19 protein-coding genes are annotated in these 26,406 nt (G+C 70.8%); 13 read left to right on the forward strand and 6 right to left on the reverse strand.

Annotated elements, in window-relative coordinates; translation table 11 throughout:
- Positions 1-64 precede the first annotated feature (64 nt).
- Complete coding sequence (locus ACWCV9_RS02530) at positions 65-586, forward strand: hypothetical protein (RefSeq protein ID WP_450783821.1); 522 nt, start codon at positions 65-67, stop codon at positions 584-586.
- Between the two features lie 116 nt (positions 587-702).
- Here the strand turns inward: ACWCV9_RS02530 and ACWCV9_RS02535 are convergent, their stop codons facing one another.
- On the reverse strand, positions 703-1,599 hold the full coding sequence (locus ACWCV9_RS02535) for an NAD-dependent epimerase/dehydratase family protein (protein ID WP_450783822.1): 897 nt from the start codon (positions 1,597-1,599) through the stop codon (positions 703-705).
- 154 nt (positions 1,600-1,753) lie between these two features.
- On the opposite strand from ACWCV9_RS02535, the gene ACWCV9_RS02540 reads away from it, so the two are divergent.
- The gene (locus tag ACWCV9_RS02540) at positions 1,754-2,716 is read left to right on the forward strand and encodes a GlxA family transcriptional regulator (protein WP_450783823.1); all 963 of its coding nucleotides are present in this window, start codon (positions 1,754-1,756) and stop codon (positions 2,714-2,716) included.
- Positions 2,717-2,730: 14 nt separating this feature from the next.
- Here ACWCV9_RS02540 and ACWCV9_RS02545 read toward each other — a convergent pair whose 3' ends face one another.
- Complete coding sequence (locus ACWCV9_RS02545) at positions 2,731-4,650, reverse strand: alpha-L-fucosidase (RefSeq protein ID WP_450783824.1); 1,920 nt, start codon at positions 4,648-4,650, stop codon at positions 2,731-2,733.
- Between the two features lie 558 nt (positions 4,651-5,208).
- Here ACWCV9_RS02545 and ACWCV9_RS02550 point away from each other — a divergent pair.
- From ACWCV9_RS02550 to ACWCV9_RS02565, 4 genes are all read left to right on the forward strand, one after another.
- Complete coding sequence (locus ACWCV9_RS02550) at positions 5,209-5,451, forward strand: hypothetical protein (protein WP_450783825.1); 243 nt, start codon at positions 5,209-5,211, stop codon at positions 5,449-5,451.
- Entirely contained in the window at positions 5,448-6,383 is a 936-nt protein-coding gene (locus ACWCV9_RS02555; protein ID WP_450783826.1) for an anti-sigma factor RsbA family regulatory protein, read from the forward strand. The genes ACWCV9_RS02550 and ACWCV9_RS02555 overlap by 4 nt, the downstream gene beginning before the upstream one ends.
- A gap of 373 nt (positions 6,384-6,756) precedes the next feature.
- The gene (locus ACWCV9_RS02560; RefSeq protein WP_450783827.1) at positions 6,757-11,043 is read left to right on the forward strand and encodes a HAMP domain-containing protein; all 4,287 of its coding nucleotides are present in this window, start codon (positions 6,757-6,759) and stop codon (positions 11,041-11,043) included.
- A gap of 43 nt (positions 11,044-11,086) precedes the next feature.
- A complete protein-coding gene (locus ACWCV9_RS02565) occupies positions 11,087-13,489 on the forward strand; it encodes a SpoIIE family protein phosphatase (protein WP_450783829.1) in 2,403 nt (800 codons plus the stop codon).
- A gap of 84 nt (positions 13,490-13,573) precedes the next feature.
- On the opposite strand, the gene ACWCV9_RS02570 is transcribed toward ACWCV9_RS02565, so the two are convergent.
- The 4 genes from ACWCV9_RS02570 to ACWCV9_RS02585 form a co-directional block, all read right to left on the reverse strand.
- Complete coding sequence (locus ACWCV9_RS02570) at positions 13,574-13,744, reverse strand: hydrophobic protein (RefSeq protein WP_369393172.1); 171 nt, start codon at positions 13,742-13,744, stop codon at positions 13,574-13,576.
- Positions 13,745-13,925: 181 nt separating this feature from the next.
- The gene (locus tag ACWCV9_RS02575; RefSeq protein WP_450783830.1) at positions 13,926-14,762 is read right to left on the reverse strand and encodes an RNA polymerase sigma factor SigF; all 837 of its coding nucleotides are present in this window, start codon (positions 14,760-14,762) and stop codon (positions 13,926-13,928) included.
- A gap of 123 nt (positions 14,763-14,885) precedes the next feature.
- Entirely contained in the window at positions 14,886-15,971 is a 1,086-nt protein-coding gene (locus tag ACWCV9_RS02580) for an NAD(P)-dependent alcohol dehydrogenase (protein ID WP_450783832.1), read from the reverse strand.
- Between the two features lie 204 nt (positions 15,972-16,175).
- Complete coding sequence (locus tag ACWCV9_RS02585) at positions 16,176-16,682, reverse strand: DUF6624 domain-containing protein (RefSeq protein ID WP_450783833.1); 507 nt, start codon at positions 16,680-16,682, stop codon at positions 16,176-16,178.
- A gap of 427 nt (positions 16,683-17,109) precedes the next feature.
- On the opposite strand from ACWCV9_RS02585, the gene ACWCV9_RS02590 reads away from it, so the two are divergent.
- The 7 genes from ACWCV9_RS02590 to ACWCV9_RS02620 are packed head-to-tail and all read left to right on the forward strand — an operon-like array spanning position 17,110 to position 26,397.
- Positions 17,110-20,235: an amino acid adenylation domain-containing protein gene (locus ACWCV9_RS02590; RefSeq protein WP_450783834.1), complete on the forward strand. Its 3,126-nt coding sequence runs from the start codon at positions 17,110-17,112 to the stop codon at positions 20,233-20,235.
- 60 nt (positions 20,236-20,295) lie between these two features.
- A complete protein-coding gene (locus ACWCV9_RS02595) occupies positions 20,296-21,243 on the forward strand; it encodes a fatty acid desaturase family protein (protein ID WP_450783835.1) in 948 nt (315 codons plus the stop codon).
- A complete protein-coding gene (locus ACWCV9_RS02600; protein WP_450783836.1) occupies positions 21,240-21,908 on the forward strand; it encodes a GNAT family N-acetyltransferase in 669 nt (222 codons plus the stop codon). Before ACWCV9_RS02595 ends, ACWCV9_RS02600 begins: the two co-directional genes overlap by 4 nt.
- A 16-nt stretch (positions 21,909-21,924) precedes the next feature.
- Positions 21,925-23,613: an aspartate aminotransferase family protein gene (locus ACWCV9_RS02605; RefSeq protein ID WP_450783837.1), complete on the forward strand. Its 1,689-nt coding sequence runs from the start codon at positions 21,925-21,927 to the stop codon at positions 23,611-23,613.
- A gap of 23 nt (positions 23,614-23,636) precedes the next feature.
- The gene (locus ACWCV9_RS02610; protein WP_450783839.1) at positions 23,637-25,154 is read left to right on the forward strand and encodes an AMP-binding protein; all 1,518 of its coding nucleotides are present in this window, start codon (positions 23,637-23,639) and stop codon (positions 25,152-25,154) included.
- Complete coding sequence (locus ACWCV9_RS02615) at positions 25,151-26,128, forward strand: amidohydrolase family protein (RefSeq protein ID WP_385846174.1); 978 nt, start codon at positions 25,151-25,153, stop codon at positions 26,126-26,128. Before ACWCV9_RS02610 ends, ACWCV9_RS02615 begins: the two co-directional genes overlap by 4 nt.
- Positions 26,128-26,397: an acyl carrier protein gene (locus ACWCV9_RS02620; RefSeq protein WP_450783840.1), complete on the forward strand. Its 270-nt coding sequence runs from the start codon at positions 26,128-26,130 to the stop codon at positions 26,395-26,397. The genes ACWCV9_RS02615 and ACWCV9_RS02620 overlap by 1 nt, the downstream gene beginning before the upstream one ends.
- Positions 26,398-26,406: the final 9 nt, after the last annotated feature.

Below are 26,406 nucleotides of genomic sequence, written 5' to 3' on the forward strand. Positions count from 1 at the left end.
TGCGGCGCCAGGATCGCGTCAGCAGCGGTCGCCGAACCCCGTACGGCCGCCTAGCGTCGGCCTCATGCGACAGAGCGGACCGCCATCAGGCACGGCCGGCGACCGCCACTGGCGTGGCAGCGCCCGGCTCGCGGTGGCCTGCGCCCTGCTGTTCTGCGCCCTGAGCCTCCTGGTCGACTGGGACGCGGGAAGCCTGACGCCGCCGCGCGCCCTGCTCTGGGTCACGCTGTCGGCCGCGGTGGGCGCCGTCCTGCTCCCCCAGCGGGTGAGCGCGGGACCCGGCTGGCTCGCGGTCCGCACCCCCTGGGGCCGGCACCTGGTCCGCACGGACGCGCTGACGACGGTACGGCAGTACGACGGCGTCTCCTCGCACCTGGTCCTGCGAGACGTCCGGGGCAACCGCCTGGAACTCGACCCCCGCATCCTCACCGCCAACCCCCTGCTCTGGCACGAACTCGACACCGGCGTCCGTCGCTCCCTGGAACGCGGCACGCTGCGCCACGGAGCCGACGTCCTGGAACGCCTGGGTCACCGCATCGACGACGAAACGGTGCAGGCGGTGCTCCGGGCCTCGGGTCTCTCCTGACCGCCCGGGCCTCGGCAGCATGACGGACGCCGTACGCCGTGAATCGACACCGGCGCCCGTAGCCGAGGGACAGAGGGCGGGACAGGGCCGGGAGCCCCGGTCCGCCCACCATGGCATCAGGCCGCCAGTGCTTCGCGGAGGCTGGAGGGCTTGAGCCCGAACGTATCGCGGACATCGCTGTCGTCGACGATGAACGGACGCTCGGACATGTAGCTCATCTCGGCGAACTCCCGCCACAGCGGGTCGGTGAAGGACAGCAGCGCCACGTCCCGTTCGGTGAGCGGCTCCAACCGCGGCTCGGGTGCTCCGTGGAGTTCGGCGAGGTGGGTCGCAGCCCGACGCAGGGTCGTGGTGATGACCGGGGCGTGCCAGGGCCGTCCCCAGGAGCGGTCGTCGCCGCTGACCGCCACCAGCGCCGCGGCGACGTCCTCGGTGTACGAAAACGAATGCGCCGCATCGGGGTTGCCATGGACGAGAGCCAGTTCACCTTCACGGACCCGGGGCGCCACCAGCAGCGTGAACGCCGAGACCGCGCCCGGGCCCAGGTACTGGCCGGCTCGCACTTCAGTGACCCGCAGCCGCCCTGCGTCGTGGGCGTCCTTGGCCTGCCGCCACAGCTCGGCCCTCACCCGGCCCTTCCGGGTGTTCGGGACCATCGGGGTGCGCTCGGTGACCGGCCCGGTGGTCCGCTGATAGCCGTAGTGGTTGCCGAGCATCACGTAGTCGGCCCCGGCCCGCTCGGTCGCGGCGAGAATCGAGGCGAACAACGGCGGCATGGTCTCCGGCCAGGTCTGGTAGGCGGTCATGGCGGCGTTGAAGACCGTGGTCGCTCCGGCCATGGCCTCGGCCAGCTCGTCCGTGCGACCCGCGTCCAGGGCGATCCGTTCGATGCCGGGGTGGTCGGGACCACTGCCGCTGCGGGTGATGAGGCGGACCCGCCTGCCGCTGTCGGCCAGTTGCCTGGCGGTCGCGACGCCGGTCGCGCCTGCCCCGATGACGACTGATCCACCCATGATCTTGTCTCCGTTCACCTTCAAAAGCGGAACGTTCCCCGAAGGGGGACCGTGGTTCGTGGTTCGCGGAGGGCCCGTCCGCACGCCCCACTCTGTCGTGCGACCGCGGGGTAGGGTGAGTGGCCTGATAGCCACGAGGTCCAAGGATCCAGCCATGCATCGTGTCGCCGTCCTGGCCGTCCCGGCGGTCAAGCCCTTCGACCTGTCCATGCCGTCGACGCTGCTGGGCGCCGCCACGCTGGGCGGACACCCCTGCTATGAGGTGACGGTGTGCACCGCTGTGCCGGGTACGGTCACCGCTTCCGGTGGTATCGATGTGGTGATCCGGCACGGGCTCGAGGCGGTAGCGGCGGCGGACACGGTGATCGTTCCCTCGACCGCCAGCCGGCACGACGCCGAGCCGGCCGCGCTGGACGCCCTGCGGCAGGCGGCCGCCGCGGGCAAGCGCGTTGCCTCGATCTGCAGCGGCGCCTTCGTCCTCGCCCAGGCCGGGCTCCTCGACGGCCGCGTCGCCACCACGCACTGGGCTCTCGCCCAGGAACTGCAACGCGCCTTCCCTGCCGTGCGCGTGGACGCCGACCGGCTGTTCGCCGAGGACGGGCAGGTCGTCACCGGAGCGGGCTCGGCCGCCGGGATCGACCTGTGTCTGCATCTGATCAACCGCGACTACGGCGCGGCCACGGCCAACGCGGCGGCTCGTGCCGCCGTCGTCACCCCGGTCCGCCACGGCGGGCAGGCGCAGTTCGTACAGACTCCGCTGCCGGCCGAGACCGACTCCTCCTTGGACGCGGCTCGCACCTGGGCGCTCCAGCACCTCGACCGGCCGATCTCTCTGCACGAGCTGGCCGGTCAGGCCAAGGTCAGTGTGCGAACCCTGACCCGCCGGTTCACCGCCGAGACCGGTGTGACCCCGTTCCAATGGCTGCTCCAGCAGCGGCTGCTGCGGGCTCGCGAGCTGCTGGAGACCACCGATCTCACCGTCGACCATGTCGCCCGCCGCAGCGGCCTCGGCTCCGGCGAGTCACTCCGCCAGCATCTGAGCCGCCAGATCGGCATGACCCCGGCCGCCTACCGGAGCGCCTTCACCCACCGCCCGCGTGTGAAGACTGGTCGGTGACCATGCCCGCGCCGTCACCCCCCGGGGTTCCCCGGGTCCGCGGAGAAGGGCCGGTCGTAGACCTCCAGTGTGCGGATGGACGCCCAGGCCCCGGCGGGCAGCCCGGTGACCGTGACGCGCACGTACCGCGCCTGGGCCCGGAACATGGCCACATGGACCTGGGCTGTGCTGGTCCCGGCCGTGTTGTCGACCAGCGTCGTCCACGTCCGGCCGTCGACGGAGCCCTCGATCCGGTAGCGGTAGTCGGTCCCGTCGCGTTCCCAGGCGATGCGGCTGCCGGTGAGCGGGCGGGACGAGCCGAGGTCCACCGTGAGCCAGTGGCCGGTGCGGCCGTCGTTCGCGCACCAGCGGGTCGAGGTGGACCCGTCGACCGCCCGTGCCGCGGTGTTGCCCTTCGAGGACTCCTCGCTGTCGGCCGTCGCGGTCCGGCCGAGGGCGATGTCGGCCGGCTGCACGGACCGGTCCAGGGTGACCCCGACGACGCTGTCCTCGGGGTGGCCGGTGCGGTCGATGCCGGTGATCGTGACCCGGGCGCCGTCGACCGAGTGGGCGAGGTCGGCACCGGAGCGCACATCGAAGACCCGCACGACCCTGGCATCGCCCACCGCAGGTGTGGTGAAGGACGTGCCGTCGTAGCCGGGCAGCAGGTGCACGTAGAAGGTGTCGTCCCGGTAGGTGAAGCCGTACTGGCCGTCGACCGGGTTCCACGGGCCGCCGCGGGTCCCGTAGACCGCCTGGCCGCAGGACGCCATGAAGGCGCCGATCCGCCGCAGCAGGCCGGCCTGCGCCTCGGACACCGTGCCGTGCCGGTCCGGGCCGACGTTGACCATCGCGGTCATGTTCCGCACCCAGCAGTTGACCAGGATGTCCATGGCGGTGTCGTACCGCATGACGGTGGCGTCGACGTTGTATCCCCAGGTGCCGTCGACGGTGAACACCTTCTCGACGAGCCGGCCGGTGCGGATCGCCCCGCTGGGGACCGAAGGGCCCTCGTCGCTGGCGTAGTCGCCCACCCAGCCGGACCGCGAGGTGGCCACAATATGGGGCTGGTGCCTGCGCACCATGCCCATCAGCCCCAGCGGCCTGCCGTCGCCGTCGGTCTCGCCGTAGGCGGCGTCCACCGGCCACTCGTTGGCGGGGTCGCGGTAGCGGCCGGGCTCCCAGAAGAAGGCGGCGTCCGCGTCACTGCCCTGCTCCGCCAGCCAGCCGCCGTCCCACCACAGGTCGTCGATGGGGCCGTAGCGGGTGACCAGCTCCTTGACCGACTGGTACACCTCGGTCTTCAGGACCCGCGCGTTCTCCTTGTGCGCCGGATCGGTGGTGTAGTGCCAGGGATTGGGCGCGCAGTTCGTGCCGTGGACGTCGAAGTAGCCGGGATAGCGCCAGTTGATCGGCGAGTAGTAGAGGCCCACCTTCAGTCCGGCCGCCCGTACGGCCGCGACGTAGTCCTTGACGAAGTCGCGGTGGAGCGGCGCCTGACCGGAGTTCCAGCTGTTGGGATGGTTCAGCGGCCACAGCGCGAAGCCGTCGTGGTGGCGGGTGGTCAGGGTCACGTACCGCGCCCCGAAGTCCTTGGCCAGTTGCGCCCAGGCCGCCGGGTCGTAGGCGTCCGCGGTGAACTGCTCGTCGGTGGCGTCCGTGAGGTACTTCCGGTAGTCCGCCGGTGTGACCGGGGCGGCGTGCATCCACCACTCGCCCTTGGCCGGTCCCGCGTACACGCCCCAGTGGACGAACATGCCCAGCTTGGCGTCCTGGAGCCACTGCATCGCGGCGTCCGGCTGCTGCTCGATGCCCAGGTCGGTCTGCGGGATCCGCAGCGGTGGCAGGGGCAGCGGCGCGTCCGTCGCGGCGTACGCGGGTGCCGCGGGGACGGAACCGGCCGCGGCGGCCGCCGTCGTGACCGCCAGGGCGGCGAGGACCGATCTGCGTGACATGGAGTGCGGCAACGGGGGTTCCTCCTGCTCCGTCGTTCCCTGCCGAGACATTGGATGAATTAAGGGGCGTGCGTGCCGTGATTGTCGAGACGTGCGGCACAGATTCCGGCCGTGGACCGGTATTTGGCCGAGGGACGCCGCTCCTTCGGAGCCGTTACATGGGATGTATACCGAGCGGTGGCCCAGCGCCACTGGGGCCAGCGGGTACCGATGGAACTCGCCCGCTCGGGGTATTCGCATCCGTGGACGGGAGGTGGCCGCGGTGTCGAGCACGCAGGCGTACCATGCCGGGTCCGGCCGTCAGCGGTACGGCCGCTGCCCATCGGCGCAACAGGGCGCCGGATTGCCGGTTCGCGTCGCACCCTGATAGATGGACAGCGGTTGTACTGAGCCGGGTACACGACCGTCGAGGGGCGATTCCGGCAGAGTGAGGGGAAGAGCGTGGATGTCCCACTCGATACGGAGGGACACTGGGCCACGCCGTCGAACGACGGTGCCTGGCTGGAAGTGCGTCCGCTGTTGGAACGCCCAGGCGTGTGTGCGAAAGGCGAGGTCGGCGTGAGTACCCGGGCGGTGTGGCAGGAGGCCCTCGGCCGGCTGTCACGACGGAGCGAGAGCTGCCTGTACGTCGAGATGTCCCAGCTGACGTTCATCGACGTGGCCGGGGTGACGGATCTGGCGTTGGCCGCGCGGTCGCTGAGCGGGGACCGTCTGTTCGTCCTCGAGCAACCACCGCCCCAGGTACCGCGGATTCTGGACCTGTTCTGGTCCGGTCTGAGCGGGATCGAGGTGGCCGCATGACCGGCACCGCCCACGGCCCCAAGGACTTCGTGCATCCGGCGCTGTTCTACAGCGGGGAGCAGCAGTATGTGGCAGGTACGGTCCCCTTCGTTCTCGACGGGCTGGGCAGGGAGGAGCCGGTGGCGGTCGCCGCACCGCCGGACCGGCTCAAGCTGATCAGGGACCAGCTCGGTGACCAGGCCCAACGGGTTCATTTCGTGGACATGACGCAGGCGGGCCGGAACCCGGGGCGGATCATCCCCGGAGTGCTGCGCCGGTTCGCCGATGCCCATACCGGTGGACGGGTCCGCATCATCGGTGAGCCGATCTGGCCCGGTCGCAGCGCGGTGGAGTATCCCGCGTGTGTGCAGCACGAGGCGCTGATCAACGAGGCGTTCACCGGGCGCGCCGTCACGATCCTGTGTCCGTACGACGTCGACGGGCTCGACCAGGAGGTGCTGGAGGACGCGTGGGCCACCCACCCGGTGGTGGTCGCTGAGGGGAGTGAGACGGCCTCGGCCGCGTACAGTCCCGAGGCGGTCGTCGCCCGGTACAACCAGGCTCTGCCCGTGCCCCCCACCGCCCGGGCGACGCTCTTCGAGGGCAGTGGCCACCTGCCGATGGCGCGTGAGTTCGCCGTGCGGCAGGGCGAGCGGCTGGGGCTGGGCGGGGCACGGTTGCAGGACCTCCAGCTGGCGGTGGCGGAGCTGACCACCAACAGCGTCGTGCACGGCGCGGGCGGCGGCACGCTGCGGATCTGGGCGGAGGACGAGCAGGTCGTCTGCGAGGTTCAGGACGCGGGCCGGCTCACCGACCCACTGGCCGGCCGGCGGCCCGCGGCGCCCGAACGGCCCGGCGGCCGGGGCCTGCTCCTCGTCAACCACGTCGCCGACCTCGTGCGTATCCACACCGGCGAGGCGGGCACCACGATCCGCTTCTACATGGGCCGCTGACCGTTGCCGCTCCGTCGGCATCGGGACAGCGGCGCTTGTATTCGAACAGCCGGCTCCGCCGTACCTCGCGGGCTTGATCCGACGCCCTCACCCCAGCCCCGCGATCCTGGCGGACATCGAGAGGGGAAACCAGATCACGTACCCCGTGATTCCGATGTCATGCATGGCTCTTCGTGGCGGATCCCTTCCCAGGTGGGCGGCGAGGGGACGCTTTGTTCGGCGGGTGCCGAGTGGGTTAGCCTGCGACGTCTTTTCTCCTCGCCCCAGGCCGTTGAGGTGAGGAAATGCAGAGCGTTTTCGGACCCACCGCGGACCGCCGCGGTGTTCGAGTCTTCAGCGCTGAGGGCTCCAGGGGAGTGGGACGAGGGTGCGCATGACCAGCGACAGGACCGAGCTCATCGGCGCCGGGCCGGGTGACGAGGAGCTCAGACAGCTCCTGGCGGGGCTGACTGCCGTACGGGACGGTGACTTCGGCACACGTCTGCCGGAGGACGCCGACGGCCTCATGGGCGATATCGCGACCGTGTTCAACGGCATGGTCGACCAGCTGTCCGTGTTCACCTCCGAGGTGACGCGCGTAGCCCGGGAAGTCGGCACCGAGGGGACCCTCGGCGGACAGGCCGAGGTGCCCGGGGTCTCCGGGACCTGGGCCGACCTGACCGACTCGGTCAACGCCATGGCCGGGAACCTGACCACCCAGGTCCGGGACATCGCCCAGGTCGCCACGGCCGTGGCCAAGGGCGACCTGTCGCAGAAGATCGACGTGCCCGCGCGCGGCGAGATCCTCCAGCTGAAGGAAACCGTCAACACGATGGTGGACCAGCTGTCCGCCTTCGCCGACGAGGTCACCCGCGTCGCCCGCGAGGTCGGCACCGAAGGACGCCTCGGCGGCCAGGCCAAGGTGCCCGGGGTCGCGGGGGTGTGGCGGGACCTCACCGACTCGGTCAACTTCATGGCGGGCAACCTGACCAATCAGGTCCGCAATGTCGCCCAGGTGACCACCGCGGTGGCGAAGGGCGACCTGTCGCAGAAGATCACCGTGGACGCCCGCGGCGAGATCCTCGAACTCAAGAACACCATCAACACGATGGTCGACCAGCTCTCCGCCTTCGCCGACGAGGTCACCCGCGTCGCCCGCGAGGTCGGCACCGAAGGACGCCTCGGCGGCCAGGCCGACGTCAAGGGCGTGAAGGGCACCTGGCGGGACCTGACCGACTCGGTCAACTTCATGGCGGGCAACCTCACCGCCCAGGTCCGCAATGTCGCCCAGGTGGCGACGGCGGTGGCCGAGGGCGACCTGTCGCAGAAGATCACCGTGGACGCCCGCGGCGAGATCCTCGAACTCAAGAACACCATCAACACGATGGTCGACCAGCTCTCCGCCTTCGCCGACGAGGTCACCCGCGTCGCACGTGAAGTCGGCACCGAAGGACGCCTCGGCGGCCAGGCCGACGTCAAGGGCGTGTCGGGCACCTGGAAGGCCCTCACCGACAACGTGAACGTGATGGCGTCGAACCTGACCGGCCAGGTGCGCTCCATCGCCCAGGTCGCCACGGCCGTCGCGCGGGGCGACCTGTCCCGCAAGATCACGGTCGCGGCCGAGGGCGAGGTCGCCGCACTGGCCGATGTGATCAACACGATGGTCGACACCCTGTCCGCGTTCGCCGACGAGGTCACCCGCGTCGCCCGCGAGGTCGGCACCGAAGGACGCCTCGGCGGCCAGGCCCATGTGCCGAACGTGGCCGGCACCTGGAAGGACCTCACCGACAACGTCAACTCCATGGCGAACAACCTGACCGGTCAGGTGCGCAACATCGCTCTGGTGACGACCGCCGTGGCCCGGGGCGACCTGTCGAAGAAGATCGACGTGGACGCCCGTGGCGAGATCCTGGAGCTGAAGACGACCATCAACACGATGGTGGACCAGCTCTCCGCGTTCGCCGACGAGGTCACCCGCGTCGCCCGCGAGGTCGGCACCGAAGGACGCCTCGGCGGCCAGGCCGAGGTGGAGGGCGTCTCGGGCACCTGGAAGCGGCTCACGGAGAACGTCAACGAGCTGGCCGGCAACCTGACCCGCCAGGTCCGGGCGATCGGCGCCGTGGCCAGCGCCGTGGCCGAGGGCGACCTGACCCGCTCGATCACGGTGGAGGCCTCCGGCGAGGTCGCCGAGCTCAAGGACAACATCAACTCCATGGTGGAGTCGCTGCGCGAGACCACCCAGGCCAACCAGGAGCAGGACTGGCTCAAGACCAACCTGGCGCGCATCTCCGGCCTCATGCAGGGCCACCGGGACCTGCCCGTGGTCGCCGAGCTGATCATGGACGAGCTGACGCCGCTGGTGTCGGCCCAGTACGGAGCCTTCTACCTCGCCGAGGACGGTGAGCACGGCCCGCAGCTGCGCCTCGTCGGCTCCTACGGCAGGCCCGACGACGACGAGCGGCCCACCCGGTTCTCCTTCGGCCACTCGCTGGTCGGCCAGGCCGCGCGCAGCCGCCGTACCATCACCGTCGACGAGCTGCCGCGCGGCTACGTGACCATCTCCTCCGGGCTCGGCCAGGCGGTGCCGACCGCGCTGATCCTGCTGCCGATCCTCTTCGAGGACCAGGTCCTCGGCGTCATCGAGCTGGCGTCGGTCACCGCCTTCACCCCCATCCACCGGGACTTCCTGGAACAGCTCCGCGAGACGCTCGGCGTCAACGTCAACACGATCGTGGCCAACGCCCGCACCGACGAGCTGCTGGAGGAGTCGCAGCGGCTGACCGCCGAGCTCCAGGCCCGTTCGGCCGAGTTGCAGTCCCAGCAGGAGGAGTTGCAGCGCTCCAACGCCGAACTGGAGGACAAGGCCTCCCTGCTGGCGGCGCAGAACCGCGACATCGAGGCGAAGAACCTCCAGATCGAGCAGGCCCGGCAGGAACTCGAGGCCCGTGCCCAGCAGTTGTCGCTGGCCTCGAAGTACAAGTCGGAGTTCCTGGCCAACATGAGCCACGAGCTGCGCACCCCGCTCAACAGCCTGCTCATCCTCGCCCAGCTGCTCGCCCAGAACCCCTCACGCAACCTCACCCCGAAGCAGGTCGAGTACGCGGGGATCATCCACTCCGCGGGCAGCGACCTGCTCCAGCTGATCAACGACATCCTGGACCTGTCGAAGGTCGAGGCGGGCAAGATGGACGTCACCCCGGAGCGGGTGCCGCTGCGCCGGCTCATCGAGTACGTCGAGGCCACCTTCCGTCCCATGACGGCCCAGAAGGGGCTGGAGTTCGCGGTCACCACCGCGGCGGGCGCCCCCGTCGACCTGCTCACCGACGACTCCCGGCTGCGGCAGGTGCTGCGCAACCTGCTGTCCAACGCGGTGAAGTTCACCGAGCAGGGCGGCGTCGAGCTGGCCATCGAGCCCGCCACGGACGACGAGGTGCCGCAGGGCGTCGTGCGCGGTGGTGCCGTCGTGGCGTTCCGGGTGCGGGACACCGGCATCGGCATCCCGGAGCAGCACCTTGAGTCGATCTTCGGGGCGTTCCAGCAGGCGGACGGCACCACGAGCCGCAAGTACGGCGGAACCGGCCTCGGACTGTCCATCACCCGGGAGATCGCGCATCTGCTCGGCGGTGCCGTGGCGGTGGACAGCGCGCCCGGCCGGGGCAGCACGTTCACGCTGTATCTGCCGGTGGCCCGGCCGGACTTCGAAGAGCTGCTCGGCGCCGGCCGGCTCGCCCCGAAGGGCCCGAGGGAACCGGCCGAGCTCCCGTCGGCCACCACCGCGGACCGCACCACCGCCGGGCCGCGGCCTGCCGTGTCCCAGCAGCCGCCGCGCCGGCTCCTGGTGGTGGAGGAGCGGTCGCGCGGGCTGCTGACCCTGGTCGCCGAGAGCGTGGTCGCGGACGTGGCCCGGCACGCCCCGGACGACGGCTCCCCGCTGCCGGCGGTGGACGTCATCACCGCCGTCGGAGCGCAGGAGGCGGCGGGCGCGCTGGCCACCGACTCCTGCCACTGCGTCGTACTGGACCTGGACATGCCCGACGGCGAGGCGAGCCGGTTCCTCCAGGCCCTCGAAGGCGACTCGGGGCTGGCGAACGTGCCGGTGCTCGTGCACAGCAGCCACCGGCCGGAGGCGGCACGGGCCGAAGCGCTGCGCTCCCACCGCGACGACGGGTCCCTGGAGTTCCTGGCCAGCCTGGACGAGCTGCGCGAACGCATCGCCCTGCACCTGGCCGCCGAGGCACCCGGGGAGGTGCTCTCCCTGGTCCGGATCGAGGACCCGCAGGACCTCGCACCCCCGGTGGACGACAGCTTCCAGGGCAGTACGGTCCTGGTCGTCGACGACGACGCACGCAACCTGTTCGCACTCAGCGGGATCCTGGAGATGTACGGCTTCCGTGTGCTGCACGCGGAGAACGGCCGCAAGGGCATCGACACGCTGCTCGCCCACCCCGAGATCGCACTCGTGCTGATGGACGTGATGATGCCGGAGATGGACGGCTACACAGCCACTGCCGAGATCCGCAAGCTGCCGCAGTACGCCGAGCTGCCGATCATCGCCGTCACCGCCAAGGCGATGCCCGGCGACCGGGAGAAGTCCCTGTCCTCCGGCGCCAGCGACTACGTCACCAAGCCCGTCGACACCCGCGACCTCATCGCCTGCGTCCGACGCTGGCTGTCCGCGTGAGCGCGCCGGTGCCACCCGCGTTCGGCCGAGGAGCATGCACATCGTGAACACGTCCGAGCAGCAAGGGGAGTCGGACGGCGTCGAGCTGCGCGCCGATCCGCCGGATCTCACGGGCGTCTCCCCCACCTCCCCCGTCGGCAGGCTGGCCGCCACGGTGGAACGGCTGCGCCACGAGGTCCGTACCGCGCATGCGGAGGCCGAGGGCCGGGCGCTGATCGAGCTGGCCAAGGGCATCCTGGTCGAGCGGCTGGGCTGCGGTCCGGCGCAGGCCGCCCGGCAGCTCGCGGAGCTGACCGAGCAGGCCAAGGTGACGCCGCTGGAGTTCGCGGTGGACGTCATCAACCAGGCCGCCCGCGACCGGGTGTCGGAGATCGCGGACGCCTTTCTGAGCACGGCCGCCGAGACGCCCGCGCGCCAGGACACCGCCCTGCGGCTGCGGGCGGCGGAGAGCGGCGCGCTGGCCGCGGACGACACTCAGGACGTCGCAGGCGCTCTGCTGGAGCATGCCCTGCGCCCGCTCGGCGCGGTCGCCGTCGCCGTGTGGAGCGCGGGCGCGGACGGCTCGCTCACCCTCGGCGGAAGCGCCGGCTTCTCCCCCGCCGAGGCCCTCCGGTGGCGTTACGTTCCTCCGGAGGTGGCGACCGTGGCGCGCCGGGGACTGACCGAGCGCACCGGTCAGTGGTTCGAGTCGCTCGCCGGCATCGGGCTGCCCACCATCGGCCGGCACATGCATCCGGCCGGCGGCCGGGTCGCGGTACCCGCCGGCACGGGGGGCCGCATCCACGGTGTCCTGGAGATCGCCTGGCCGGGGCCGCTGGAGCCGCAGCCGCCACAGATCGTCCGGCAGGTGGAAGCCCTGGCCGAGCTGTGCGCGCACACGTTGGAGACATCCATACTGCGCGAGGGCGTCGGCCAGGAACCACGGATCCTGCCGGACGCCGTCGAGCTGATGGACCTGGCCGATGGGCTCCACGACCCCGCTCTGGTGCTGGTGCCGCACCTCGACGACTCCGGGCAGCTGGTGGACTTCCGCATCCAGCACGTCAACAGCCGTTTCCTGGACCCGGCCGGCCGGCCGCGCGCGGTAGTCAGCGGAGCGCTGTTGCTGGAGGCGTTCCCCATGGCCGCCGGGAAGAGCGAGCTGTTCCAGCGGGTCGAGCGGGTCTACGCCACCGGGGAGCCGTTCCGCGGCCGCCGGATGCATCTGACCGCGCTCGTCGACCAGGTGCCGCTGTCGGTGGTCGCGGACCTCAGCATCAGCCGCCACGGCAGCAGCGTGCTGCTGATCTGGCGTATCGAGGACGAGACGGCGCGGCTGGCGAGCCTGCTCCAGCACGCCCAACGCCTGGGCCGTATCGGTGGCTTCGAGGAGAACCTGCTCACCGGTGAGATCACCTGGAACGACCAGCTGTTCCACCTCTACGGCCGGTCCCCGTCGAGCAAGCCCGTACCGCTGGAGGAGCTGCCCGCGCACGCGCACCCGGACGACGCGGTGGCCCTCGGCCGGTTCCTGCGCACGCTGCTCCACCGGCGCCGGCCGGCCTCCGCGGCCTTCCGGCTCCAGCGCCCCGACGGCGTGACCCGGCACATCCGGGTGGTCGCCGAGCCGGCCCTGGACACCGACGGCCGGCTGTCCGTCGTGCGGGGCGCCTACCAGGACATCTCCGCCCAGCACTGGACGGAGGTGGCGCTCGCCGCCACCCGGGACCAGCTCGCCCACACCGAGCAGCAGGCGACGGAACGCAACCGCCTGACCCTTCAGTTGCAGCACGCCATCATGCCTCCCGCGCAGGCGCCCCTGATGGTGCCCGGTCTGGAGATCGCGGTGCGCTACCGGCCGGCGGAGACCGAGCATCTGGTGGGCGGCGACTGGTACGACGCGGTGGTGCTGCCGTCCGGGCTGGTGCTGCTGTGCGTGGGTGACGTCGCGGGCCATGGCATCGAGGCCGCCACCAGCATGGTCGTGCTGCGCAACGCGTTGCGTGGGCTCGCCGTGACGGGTGCCGGGCCGGGTCAGCTGCTGTCCTGGCTGAACATCGTGGCGCACCACTTGACCGGAGGGGTCACCGCCACCGCAGTGTGTGCCCTGTACGACCCGGACCGGCGCGTGCTGCGCTGGGCGCGGGCGGGCCACCTCCCGCCCGTGCTGGTCCGCGGCCGGGAGGCGGCCCCGCTGCCGTTGGTCCAGGGCCTGCTGCTCGGCGCGGTGCCCGAGGCCGACTACGAGGAGGCCGAGCTGCCCGTCGCGCCGGAGGACATGCTGCTGATGTACACCGACGGGCTCATCGAGCGCCGGGACCGGTCCGTGGAGGAGTCCCTGACCCACCTGCTGACCACGGCCCGTACCGCGCCGAAGTCCCTCGACCAGCAGCTCGACCGGCTGCTGACCTACAGCAGGTCGGACACGGACGACGACACCTGCGTCGTCGGCATCCGCGTGACGTAGCCGCGACGCAGGTCACCGGCATGCCGCAGGGCCCGGCCGTCATAGCGGCCGGGCCCTGCGAACGCGCTGTCCGGGGCGGTCGGATCACCATCGGTACCAGCGGCCGCGGCCGCCGCCGGCGCTGGTGGAGCGCATGACGAAGCCGAGAAGCCACAGCACGAGGACGGCGACGGCGACCCACCAGAGAACCTTGATGGCGAATCCGGCACCGAAAAGGATCAGCGCGAGCAGAAGAACCAGCAACAGGGGAACCATATTTATCAACCTCCTGTCCCCCGTGTGCCCTGCAATGTGGCCCTCATTCCCCGAGACTGCCTTGTTTATGAAGACCCGCAAGGACGCATTCACACACTGAATTCTCCTGGCGCACCGTGCATACGGAAGGGCCCTTCCGGGTGCCGCCCGGAAGGGCCCTTCTCTCGGTGCGATGTCTCTCTCAGGTGCTCAGCAGGCCTCCGCGCAGGCGCTTCAGGAGACGCGTGATCAGGCGCGAGACGTGCATCTGTGAGACGCCGAGGCGCTCGCCGATCTGTGCCTGGGTGAGTTCCTCGACGAAGCGCCAGTGGATGATCTGGCGGTCGCGTTCGTCGAGTTCGGCGATCATCGGGGCGAGGGCGTGGAAGTCCTCGATGAGTTCGAAGGCGGCGTCCTCGTCGCCGATGAAGTCGGCGAGCACGGCCTCACCGTCCTCGCTGCCGCTGATCGCCGCCTCGAGAGAGGACGAGTTGTATCCGTTGGCCGCCAGTTGGGCCTCGACGACCTCCTCCTCGGGGAGGCTCATCAGCTCGGACAGCTCTTTGGTGGTCGGTGTCCGGCCCAGTCGGCTGCGCAGCTCCTCGTTGGCGCGCGCCAGTTGCACGCGGGCCTCCTGCAAGCGCCTGGGGACGTGGACAGCCCACGACGTGTCCCGGAAGAACCGCTTGATCTCCCCGACGATGTAGGGGACCGCGAAGGAGGTGAACTCCACCTCGCGGGACAGCTCGAACCGGTCGATGGCCTTGATCAGCCCGATCATGCCGACCTGGACGATGTCCTCCATCTCGTCCTGCCCCCGGCTGCGGAACCGTGCGGCGGCGTAGCGGACGAGAGACATGTTCATCTCGATCAGCGTGTTCCGCGCGTACTGGAACTCGGGCGTCCCCTCCTCCAGTACTGCCAGTTGGTCGAAGAACAGCTTCGACAGTTGCCGTGCGTCCTTCGGTGCGACCTTGGACGGGTCCGCCACTTCCGGAACGTCCACCGTACGATTCGCGGTCTGCACGGTGCTCGCCATCACGCGCCCCTCCCTGTCGGTCTGCCTGGCCGGTGCCGGTACGTTGTCCGGCAAGCGCGCGCCTACCCCGGTTGTCGGCCGGTATTCTCCGAACGTCCTGCGTTCCGCTCGCACTCGGTTCGCTCAGAACGTGAGGACGGGCTTGACGACGTCCGTCCGCATGCGGGCGACCGCCTCGTCGATGTCCTGGAAGGCGAACGTCGAGATGACGCGGTCGGCGGGGAAACGGCCCTGCGCGTGCCAGTCGAGCAGGAGGGGCACCAGCTCATGCGGGTTCGCGTCGCCCTCGATGCTGCCCCGTACCGTCTTGCCTCCTCTGATGAGGTCCATCACGTCGAGGCCGATGTCCCCCGCGCCGAGGCCGACGACGACCAGGGATCCCAGCGGGGCCAGGGCCAGAGCCGCGTTGCGGATCACACCCGGGACGGCGGTGGTGTCGAGGGCGTGGGCCGCACCTCCCGCGGTGATCTCCATGATCTGCTCGACGAGGTCCTCGCTCGCGCCGTCCAGGGCATGGGTGGCACCGACTTCCGTCGCCAGGGTCCGCCGCTCCTTGGAGAGGTCTACGGCGATGACGGTGCCGGCGCCCAGGGCCGCGGCGGCCATGACCGCCGCGAGTCCCACCCCGCCGACGCCGTACACCACCAGGCTGGAGCCGGGAGTGGGCCGCAGCAGGTTCACCACCGAGCCCGCGCCGGTCAGGAAGCCGCACCCCAGGGGCGCCGCGGTCACGAGGTCGGTGTCCCGCGGAACGACGACGACGTTCTCGCGCGTGGCGAGCGCGTGCCGGGCGAAGCTCGACTGGCCGAAGAACGAGGACCAGACGTCGCCGCCCCGACGGCTGAGGACCGAGCTGCCGTCCTCGCGGCGCCCGGCGTTGTTCAGGGCGGTGAACCGCTCGCAGTACGCGCGCAGTCCGGCCGCGCACCGGGCGCAGGCGCCGCAGCTGCTGTAGCTCAGGACGACGTGGTCTCCGGCGCTCACCCCGGTGACATCGGCGCCGGTCGCCTCGACCACGCCGGCGCCTTCATGGCCGTACACCGCGGGAAGGCCTGCGGGCATCCGGGCCTTTATGGCCAGGTCGGTGTGGCAGATGCCCACCGCGGTGAGGCGGACGAGGATCTCGTCGGGGCGGGGGTCGGAGATCTCGACGTCCTCGATGGTGAAACCGGTGTCGGGTCCGTGCGAGACAGCCGCTTGGGTGCGCATGTGATTCTCCGGGTGGGACGGTCAGGGCTACCGGGGGCATGAGGTTCCGGGCCGAGCCCGTCGGAGCCGATGAAGTAGGCGGCCACGTCGGGGTGTTGGGGTGGGTCGGGAAGGCCCGCACGGGCTGATCGTACATGGCCACGTACGACCCGGGGCGGCCGCGCGGCGCACGTCGGTCGGCCTGGCCCCGGCCCGCGGCCGGTGTCAGGCCAGGGGGAACGTGGCGACGTACTCGTCGAAGGGCTCGATACCGACTTCGGCGCGGAGTTCGTCCATGCGCTCCGGCTCTTCACAGGGCCACGGCACCGGCCGCCCGTCCTTCACGCCGGCGATCTGTGTGCCGTAGATCTGTTCGCGGCCCTCGTTGACCCGCGTGCGGTCGAGCAGAAAGGCCAGCTCCCGCGGGCCGGCCGAGCCTTCCGACACCGCTCGCCGGAGCAGGCGGAGAGCGCGTCGCTGAACGTCGAGCTGCCGGTCGGCGTGCTGGGCGATCAGCCACGCTGCGCGAGCGGCCTCCTCGCCGACCCTGTCCGCCGTCGGCCAGCCGTACTCGTCCATGATCTCGCCGAGTCGGTCACCGTGCCACGCGGTGAGCCGGCGCCACGCCAACTGCTCGGCGGGATCGGCACTGTTGGCATGGACCGAGGACCGGTGATCCGCCTCGGCCATGGAGATGAGTTCCTTCGCCAGCGCGGCAAGGTCGTGCGCCACTCTCTACTCCCCATCAGGTCGGTACGTCGTGCTCCGTCCCCGTCACCCTATGCGCGCATAACGGGCGTAAAGATCATTCCGCAGGACGGTGACAAGCACCTTCACGGACCGCGATAATTGATCTATCCCCGAAGCCGCAGCCGGATCGTCGCGACGATCACGGCGCCCTGCCATGGGCAGGCCGAAATGCAGGGCTGTCCGGTTCCAGTCATGTCGTGTTCAGGTCACCCAAGATCGTTGCGACACGGGGAGCCCTGCGGTGAAGATGAAGCCAGGGGGTCGGACTCACCGGACCAGAGTCGCAACGCCGCTCGCTGAGAGATTTCTGGCCGTCTCAGCCATTTGACCTGCACACCGCCCACAGGCCTCATTGCCGCGGCCCTAGGGCTCCGTCGGAATGCCCGGAATTCCTTGGAGGCCCACTGTGATGCGCCAGTCCGGCGAAAAACCGAGCCGACCCCTCACCGCAGCCCAGCTCGGGGTCTGGTTCGCCGGAGAAGCAGCAGACCCGGACGGATCCACCTTCAATGTCGGTGACTACCTCGAGATCAAGGGCCCGGTGAGCGCCGAGACGCTGACGCTCGCGCACCACCGGCTCAGCGCGGAGGTCGAGGCCTGCCGGGTGACCTTCGCCGAGGGCGAGGACGGCCCCGTGCAGATCGTCGGCGACGCACCATGCTGGCCGTTGACACGAGTCGACCTGCGGGACCGCTCCGACTCCCGCGCCGCCGCGCTCGCCTGGATGGAAGCCGACATGGGTCGGCGGACGGACCTGGTGGCCGGCCCGCTGTTCTCCGCCGCCCTGTTCCTGCTCGCCGACGACCACCTGCTCTACTACCGCCGCGGCCACCACATCGTGCTGGACGGCTGGAGCCTGGACCTCGTGGGACGCCGGCTTGCCGAGATCTACACCGAACTCGCCGGCGGCGTCCCGCAGTCCCGGTCCGCGCCGCTCGCGCCGATGGAGATCCTCCAGCAGGAGGACAGCGCCTACCGCTCCTCCACGCGCCGTGACCGCGACCGCGACTTCTGGCTCGCCCGGCTCGCCGGGGCGCCGGAGCCGCCGACGCTCTCCCCGCGGCCGTCACCCGGCCCGCGCGGGACCCAGCGCGTCAAGACCGACCTCGGCCCGGCGCGCGTGGCAGGGCTCCTCGCCACCGCCCAACGCCTCGGCGTCGCCTGGTCCGAGCTGGCCATCACCGCCACGACGGTGTACGTCGCCCGGCTCACCGACCGCACCGACGTGACCCTCGGCATGCCGATCTCGGGCCGCACCAGCAAGGCAGGCCGCACCGTGCCCGGCATGACCGCCAACATCCTTCCGCTGCGGGTGACCTGCGAGCCCACGGACAGCTGGTCGGAGCTGGCCCGGCGGGTGCGCTCCGAGATCCGGCAGATCACGCTGCACGGGCGGTACCGCGCGGAGGAGCTGCTGCGCGACCTCGGCCTGGTCGGGCGGGGCCGGCAGATCTCCGGGCCGGTGGTGAACGTGCTGGGCTTCGAGTCGGACCTCTCGTTCGGGCCCTGCACGGCCCTGCGGCGCAGCGTGCAGGGCGTGGGCGTGGACGACATCAGTGTCACCTTCCGGCAGTCGTCCGCCGACGAGGTGGAGCTGATCGTCGACGCCAATCCGCGGCTCTACACCGAGCAGGAGGCCCAGGACCACCTCAGGCGCCTGCTCGACTTCCTGGACCAGATCCTGGAGATCGGACCGGACACCCCGGTGTCCCAACCGGACCTGGTCGGCGCCAAGGAACGGGCCCTGCTGCTCGACTGGGGCACCGCGGCGGATCCCGGCGGCCCGCACCACCTGGTCCCCGACCTCTTCCACGTGCAGGCCGCCGCGACCCCCCACGCCGTCGCGATCGAGGACGGCACCACGTCCGTGACGTATGCCGAACTCGACGCGCAGACCAACCGGATCGCCCGGCTGCTGACCGCCCGCGGGGTCGGTCCCGGCGATGTGGTGGCCCTCGGACTGCCCCGCTCGATCCGGCTGGTGGCCGCCATGGCGGCGGTCCTCAAGGCGGGCGCCGCCTACCTGCCGCTCGACCCGGGCTATCCGGCACCCCGGCTGGCCTACATGGCCGCCGACGCCCGCCCGGCACTGCTGCTGGTCGACGCGAGCACCCACCAGGCGATGGAGGCGCTGGACGCGATACGGGTGAACCTGGACGACCCGAGCGTGCAGGGCCGGCTCGCCCGGCTGTCCGACGCTCCCCTCGGCCAGGCGGACCGCACCCGACCGCTCGACCCGGAGGACCCCGCGTACGTCATCTACACCTCCGGCTCGACGGGTTCGCCCAAGGGCGTGGTCGTCCCGCAGCGCGGCGCCGCGAACCTGCGCAACCTGGCCACCGAGTGCTTCGGCCTGGGAGCGGACACCCGGCTGCTCCAGTTCGTGTCACCGAGCTTCGACATGTCGGTCGCCGACGTGTGGATGACCCTGCTGACGGGCGGGACGCTGGTGGTGGCCGACAAGCCGCGCCTGCAACCCGGCCCCGAACTGGAGCGGCTGCTCACCGAGTCCGCCGTGACCCATGTGATGCTGCCGCCCTCGGTGCTCCAGGTGCTCGACCCCGCACAGGTCCCCGCATCGGTGACGTTCGTGGTGGCCGGCGAGGCCTGTACACCCCAGGTGGTGCAGGACTGGACCGGCGAGCGCATACTCATCGACGCCTACGGCCCGACCGAGGCGAGCGTCTACGCGACCGTCAGCGACGAACTCACCCTGGCGGACGCGCCGGCACCACCGATCGGCAGGCCGGTACCGGGCTTCCGGGTCTATGTGCTGGACGCGGGACGGCGCCTGGTCCCGGCCGGCGTGCCCGGTGAGCTGTACATCGCGGGCGTCGGACTGGCCCTCGGCTATCTCGGCCGCCCGGAGCTGACCGCCGACCGGTTCGTACCGGACCCCTTCGGTCCGCCCGGCAGCCGTATGTACCGTACCGGGGACCTGGTCCGCTGGACCCCGGACGGCAACCTGGTGTTCCTCAACCGCAACGACGACCAGGTCAAGGTGCGCGGCTTCCGGATCGAGCTGGGCGAGGTGGAAACGCTTCTGCTCCGGCTGCCGGGCGTCGCCCGGGCGGCCGCCATGGTCCGGGAGGACCGGCCGGGCGAGCGCCGGCTGGCCGGATACGTGGTGCCGGCGGACGGCGTCACCCTCGACCCCGCCGAGCTGCGCGCCCGCCTCGCCGAGCAGGTGCCGGGTCATCTGGTGCCGCTCGTCACCGTGGTCGACACGCTGCCGCTCACCCCGAGCGGAAAGATCGACCGCGCCGCCCTGCCCGCACCGGCGGTGGCCCGTGCCACCACCTCGGGTGCCCCGCTGACCGCCGCCGAACAGCGCGTCGCCGACCTGTTCGCCGACGTCCTGGGCGTGCCCGCGCCGGACGCCGACGCCGACTTCTTCGAGCTCGGCGGCGACTCGCTGTCCGCCGCACGCCTGCTCGGCAGGGTACGCGCCGCGTTCGGCGTCCGGCCCACCATGCGTGAACTGTTCGACGCCCCGACCGTGGCCGGCCTCGCCCGCCGGGTCTCCACCCCCTGACCTGCGCCCGCAATCGCTGACACAGGGGCCGGCAACCACGCCGTCCCCTTGGGAGAAGGCATGCTCGAAAGCACGGAACAGTACCGGGAAACACCGGAGTTACTCGCCAAGTACAAACACCTGCGCCGGGAGATAGACGGCCGGATCTTCGCGGCCAAGCTCGCCCTGGTCGCCGTCCTGCTGGCCGGCGGCATCTGGCTCACCCTGACCCCGGCCCTGTGGGCCCGGGCGCTCGGCACGGTCGTCGTCGGGCTCATGTTCGCGCACATGCTGGAACTCCAGCACGAGACCCTGCACAGCATCGCCTTCCGCGGCCGGCGCCTCAACGTCGTCGCCGGCGTGATCCTGGGCCTGCCGACGCTGGTGTCCTTCGCCGCCTACCAGGTCTCGCATCTGCGGCACCACCGCGACCTCGGCACCCCGGAGAACCAGGAGTTCTTCGACTACGGGGACCAGTACGGCAGCGAGGAGAACTCCCTCGTGCGCACGACCGGGCTGTGGCTGTACCGCCTGTCGATGATCGCCCACTACAAGCAGTTCCTGCTGACCAGCGGACGGGTCCTGACCGGCCGCGACATCGGCGAGGAGAGCCCGCTGACCCAGCGCCGCATCCGGCGCGACCACCTGATCATCCTCGGCACGCTGGCGGCGTCGGTCGCGGTGTGCGCGCTCACCCACTCCTGGGCCGTGGTCTGGGCCTGGCTGCTGCCGATGGCGCTGGTCGGGCTGCCGGCGCACGCGCTGATCGAACTGCCCGAGCACTTCCGCTGCGACACCGACACCCCGGATGTGTTCCAGAACACCCGCACCATCACCTCCAACCGCTTCATGGCGTGGCTGACCAACACCAACAACTTCCACGTCGAGCACCACCTGCTGCCCACCCTGCCCTTCCACAAGCTGTCCGAGATGCACCGGGACGTAATCCCCCAGGCCCGCTACCACCACCGCAGCTACCGGGACTTCTTCCGCTGGCTGGTCCGCGGCGAAGGGAAGGCCGAGCGATGACCGACGAGACCTCCTACGCGCTCGCGACGAGCACCGCGGACAAGGAAGCCGTGATGCGGCTGCGCGACCAGGTGTACGTCCAGGACCAGGGCCGGCTCGACGACGCGGGCGACATGGCCGGGACCTTCGACCGGTTCGACGCGTACGCCGACTACATCCTCGCCCGGGTGGACGGCGAAGCGGTCGGCTGCATCAAGGTCGTACGCGACTCGGAGCTGGGGCTGCCCTGCGAGGACGTGGCGGACCTGACCGAGTTCAAGGACGGGCACACGGTGGTGGAGCTGGGCCATCTGATGACCCGGCCCGACGTCCGGCACCGGATGCTCGGCATGGGCCTGATGCGGGCGGGTCTGCTGCACGGCATCCGGTGCGGCGCCACCCGGCTGGTCGGCGACTTCTTCGTGGACGACACCGGCGCGCTGCGCGGCTTCTACCAGTCCCTCGGCTTCGTCGCGCTGTGCGAGCCCTACCCCGACGAGCGGTTCGCCGGCGCACCGCTCAGCCTGGTCGGCGGCCTCGACTTCGCCGGCGCCGCGGAGCGGATCGCCCACAGCGACGGCAAGGAACGCCAGCTGCTGGAGTACTTCTTCGGCGACTACGCCGAGCAGCGCCGAGCCCATGCGGCACAGACGGAGGACCCGGTCCTGGCCTCCGGCTCCCACTGACGAGAAGGCAGCGGACGTGCGTACACAACGCCAGACCCTGGCCGAGACGAAAGCGGCGTACAACCACCCCACCTACGCCAAGATGGCCTTCACCATGGGCTGCGGCGTGCAGGGCCGTGGGGAGGGATGCCATGTCTACGACGAGACCGGCCGGCCCTTCCTGGCCCTGTTCGACCAGTACGGCAACCAGTCCTTCGGCTACTCGCACGAACGGCTGGTGCAGGCCCTGCGGGACCGTCTGGACACCGCCAACCTCAACAGCACGAAGATCCTCTTCGAGGAGGTGCAGATCCGTCTCTCGGAGCGCCTCGCGCGGCTCTCCGACGGGCATCTGCGCTACTCCTACCTGGCCAACGGCGGCGGCGAGAGCATCGACAACGCCCTGAAGCTGGCCCGCGCGGCCACCGGCAGGCCGTACTTCGTCACCGCCGTCGACTGCTTCCACGGCAAGACGATCGCCACCCTGAGCGCCTCCCGCCGGCCCGAGCACGAGGCGGTCTACCGGCCGCTGATGAGCGAGTTCCGTCAGGTCCCGTTCGGCGACATCGCCGCGATGGAGGCGGCCGTGGACGAGAACACCGCCGCGGTGCTGCTGGAGCCGGTGCAGGCGGAGGGCGGTGTCATCGTGCCCTCCGAGGACTATCTGCGCGAGGTGCGCCGCATCTGCACCGAGCGCGGCGCGCTGCTGATCCTGGACGAGATGCAGACGGCCTTCGGGCGCTGCGGCACCTTCTTCGCCCACCAGCAGTTCGGCGTCCTCCCCGACCTGGTGTGCATCGGCAAGGCCTTCGGCGGCGGCCTGCTGCCGATCTCGGCCGTGCTGGGCACCGCGGAGGTCTGGACCTCGCTGAAGCGCACCCCGTCCACCTTCGGCTCCAGCCTGGGCGGCAACCCGCTGTCCTGCTCGGTCGGTCTCGCGGCCGTCGAGCTCGCCTCGGAACCGGAGTTCCTGGCCCGGGTGAACGCCCGTGCGGAGCAGATCCGGCGGCGGCTGACCGAGCTTCCCGCCCGATTCCCCAAGCTGGTGCGCGCCCACCGGGGCCTCGGCATGATGCACGGCCTGGAGTTCCACGACGAGGCGCTCGGCGGCCTGGTGCTCCGGCTGCTGATCAGGCACCAGGTGACCTCGACGTACTCGCTGTACAACAACAGCGTGCTGCGGGTGCAGCCGCCGATGGTGATCGGCGAGGCCGAACTCGACCGGGGCCTGGACGTGCTGGAGGAGGTGCTCGCGGAGGTCGAGGCGTACCAGGCCGGCGGCGGCGCCACGGGCGTGGACGCCATGTCGCCGCAACGGCTCAGCGTGGAGCTGCCCTTCCCCGCACCGGCCGTGCGCGAGCTGCTCGGCCGGCGGCCCAGGTCGCTGGACCCGTTCAGCCTCCACCCCGAGCAGGAGGACTGCCCGCGGGTGGAACCGGAGTTCGCCGGCACCCTCGGCGAGGACCCCGTGATCTGGGAGGACCACTACGAGGCGGGCCCCGACGGGCCGGTCCTGAGCGCGGGCGACTGCTGGATGTGGGCCTCCCTGCGCCGCGGCTTCACCGTCGTGCCGTCGGGCGGGAACGCCTGCCGCGTCGACATCGACGTCGAGTGGGACGCCGGCACCGGGGGCTACGAGGCCCTGCTCGCCGGAGGCATCAGCTGGTTCGTCGCGACCAGGGTCGAACAGCTCGCCGACGAGATCCGAAAGCACCTGGCCGAGTGAGGCCCACCGAGAGGAAGGCACCAGTGAGCGAAGAGATGCGGTTGCAGGGTCTGCTCGACCACTACGCGGGCAACGACACGGCGACGGTGGTGGACATATCCATCAGCGGCACCCGCCGGGAGATCAGCCACGCACGGCTGGCCGAGCTGGTGCGGGAGCGGATCGACGACCTGCGGACGGCCGGGGTCAGGTCCGGCCAGCTGATCGGCATCAATGCCCGCAACAGCCTCGAATGGCTGGTCTGGGACCTGGCGACGCTGGAAGTCGGCGCGCATCTGTACGCGCTGCCCGACGGCACCCCGCCGCCCGACGACGTCGAGGCCTTCCTGGCCGAGGCCGGGCTGGTCGCGCTGGTCGCCGAGCACGACGGGCACGAGCCGCCGGCGGACGGCCCCGTGCTCGCCCCCGGCGACCGCCTCGCCGGGCGCCGGCTGCGGCTGGACGCCCCCGCCCAGGACCTGCCGAACCTGCACAGCCTGGTGTTCTCCTCGGGTACCTCCGGATCCCTGAAGGGCCTCAGGATCTCCCGCAGCGGCACCGAGTATGTGATCAACCGCTTCCTGGAGGCCTTCGGCGTCAGCGCCGAGGACCGGCATCTGATCTTCCTGCCGCTCTCCAACTACCAGCAGCGCCTGTCCGTCTACTGCTGCCTGTGGTCCGGCGCCGACGTGGCCCTGGCGCCGTTCCAACGGGTCTTCGCCGCCTTGCAGAGCGAACGGCCGACCTTCCTGATCGCACCCCCGGTGTTCTACGACTCCACGCTCCAGCTGCACCGCAAGGCGGGCAAGGGCCAGTCCCTGGACGCCTTCCTCGGCGGCCGGATCCGCTTCATGATCACCGGGATGGCGCCGATCCGCACCTCGACCCTGGACGCCTACGCGGCCGCCGGGCTGAGCCTGCTGGAGGCGTACGGCATGACCGAGTGCGGCATGATCGCCTGGAACACCGAGGAGGCCCGCCGCGCCGGCACCGTCGGCAAACTGATCGACCCGAGCGCCGTCACCTTCACCGAGGACGGGGAGCTGGTCATCACCCGGCCGGCCCCGCTCAGCCTCGGCTACTTCCAGGTGGACCCCGCGGCCGAACCGACCTTCCTGCCCGACGGATCCATCCTCACCGGTGACTTCGGCACGCTGGACGAGGACGGCTTCCTCACGCTGCGCGGCCGCCGCAAGGACGTCATCACGCTCGGCAGCGGACGCAAGGTCAACCCGGCCGAGATCGAGGCCCTGTTCGCCGGTGCCGAGGGGGTCGCGGAACTCGTCGTGGTCTCCTCCGGCACCTCCGGCCGGCTGGGCGCGGTGGTGAGCCTGGCCGGCCCGGTCACGGCCGAGACCGAGGCCGCGGCCCGCGCCGCGATCGAGAAGGTCAACGGCACCATCGAGCAGCACCGCCGGCTGGGCAGCCTGGTCTTCGTCGACCATCCGCTGCACTCCGACCCGCGGTTCCAGACCAAGAACATGAAGCTGCGCCGGGCAGCGGTCGAGGAGTACTTCGCCGAGTTGTCGGCCCGTCGCGAGAACAAGGGGGAACGCGCGTGACCAGCGCAGCCGGCCCGGAGCGGATCCGTATCATCGACGCCCACGTCAACCTGGGCAGCGACCTCGCGATCCCGCCCGAGTACATCAAGGAGCAGGCGGAGAACGCCTACCACCGGCTCTCCACGATGGGCCAGCCGGTCAAGCGCGACCGGATCTACGAGCGGGTCCACGCCCAGTACCAGGACCATGACGCCGACCGGCTGGTGAAGGAGATGGACGCCGCCGGAGTCGACGAGTCGGTGCTGATCGTCCCGGACTTCACCCATGTCGCCGACGCCAAGCTGACCCCGGTCGAGCTGGCCGAGCTGCACGCCGGCATCCTGCGCCGGCACCCCGGCCGGTTCCGGGTCCTGTGGGGTGTCGACCCGCGCGCGGGCGACGAGGGGGTGGCCCTCTTCGAGCGCTGCGTGGACGAACTGGGCTTCCAGGGGATGAAGCTGTATCCGCTGGCCGGCTACTCGCCCAGCGACCGGCGGCTGTACCCGTACTACGAGATCTGTGCGGCGCGCGGGCTGCCGGTGCTCAGCCACACCGGGCCCGGCTGGCAGGCCCTGGACTTCACCTACGGGCAGCCCCTGCTGCTGGACCAGGCCTCCCGGGACTTCCCGGGCGTCAACTTCATCATGGGGCACGGAGCGGTGACGCACGTCGAGGAGGCCATGTACCTGTGCGGCTACCGGCCGAACATGTACGTGGACGTCAGCGGCTTCGTGTCGGTACTCGACCCGGACGGCTGGCAGCACCACCTCAACCGGGTGTTCAAGCTGGGCCTGAACCACAAGATCGTGTTCGGTTCCAGCTGGCCGGCCTTCCGGCTCTCCGCGACGCTGGCCCAGGTGGTCGGCGAGTTCCGGGAAGGCTCCACGGTGTTCGCGGGCATCAAGCGTTCACAGCGAAAGATGATCATGGGGGGCACCATCGAGCGCCTCCTGACAGGAGACCGGCTGCCAGCCGGGCGGATGGGAGCACAGTGATGGCGGTCGACCTTGCGGCCCTGGAGCAGAAACTGCTCGACTGGGTCGTCGAGTGGAACGAGGGCGAGTACGAGGGCGAACTCGACCCGGACACCGACCTGTTCGCCGCGGGCGTCCTGGACTCGATGGGCTTCACCGGGCTGATCGCCTACCTGGAGGACGAGACGGACATCGAGTTCGACTACGAGCACGCGGAGGAGGCCGGCGCGTTCTCGCTCCGGGGCCTGCTGGCCTACTGCTTCCCCACGGCGGCCGCCACCGACGCCTGAGTCCGAACG

The organism is Streptomyces sp. NPDC001606, assembly GCF_053596835.1.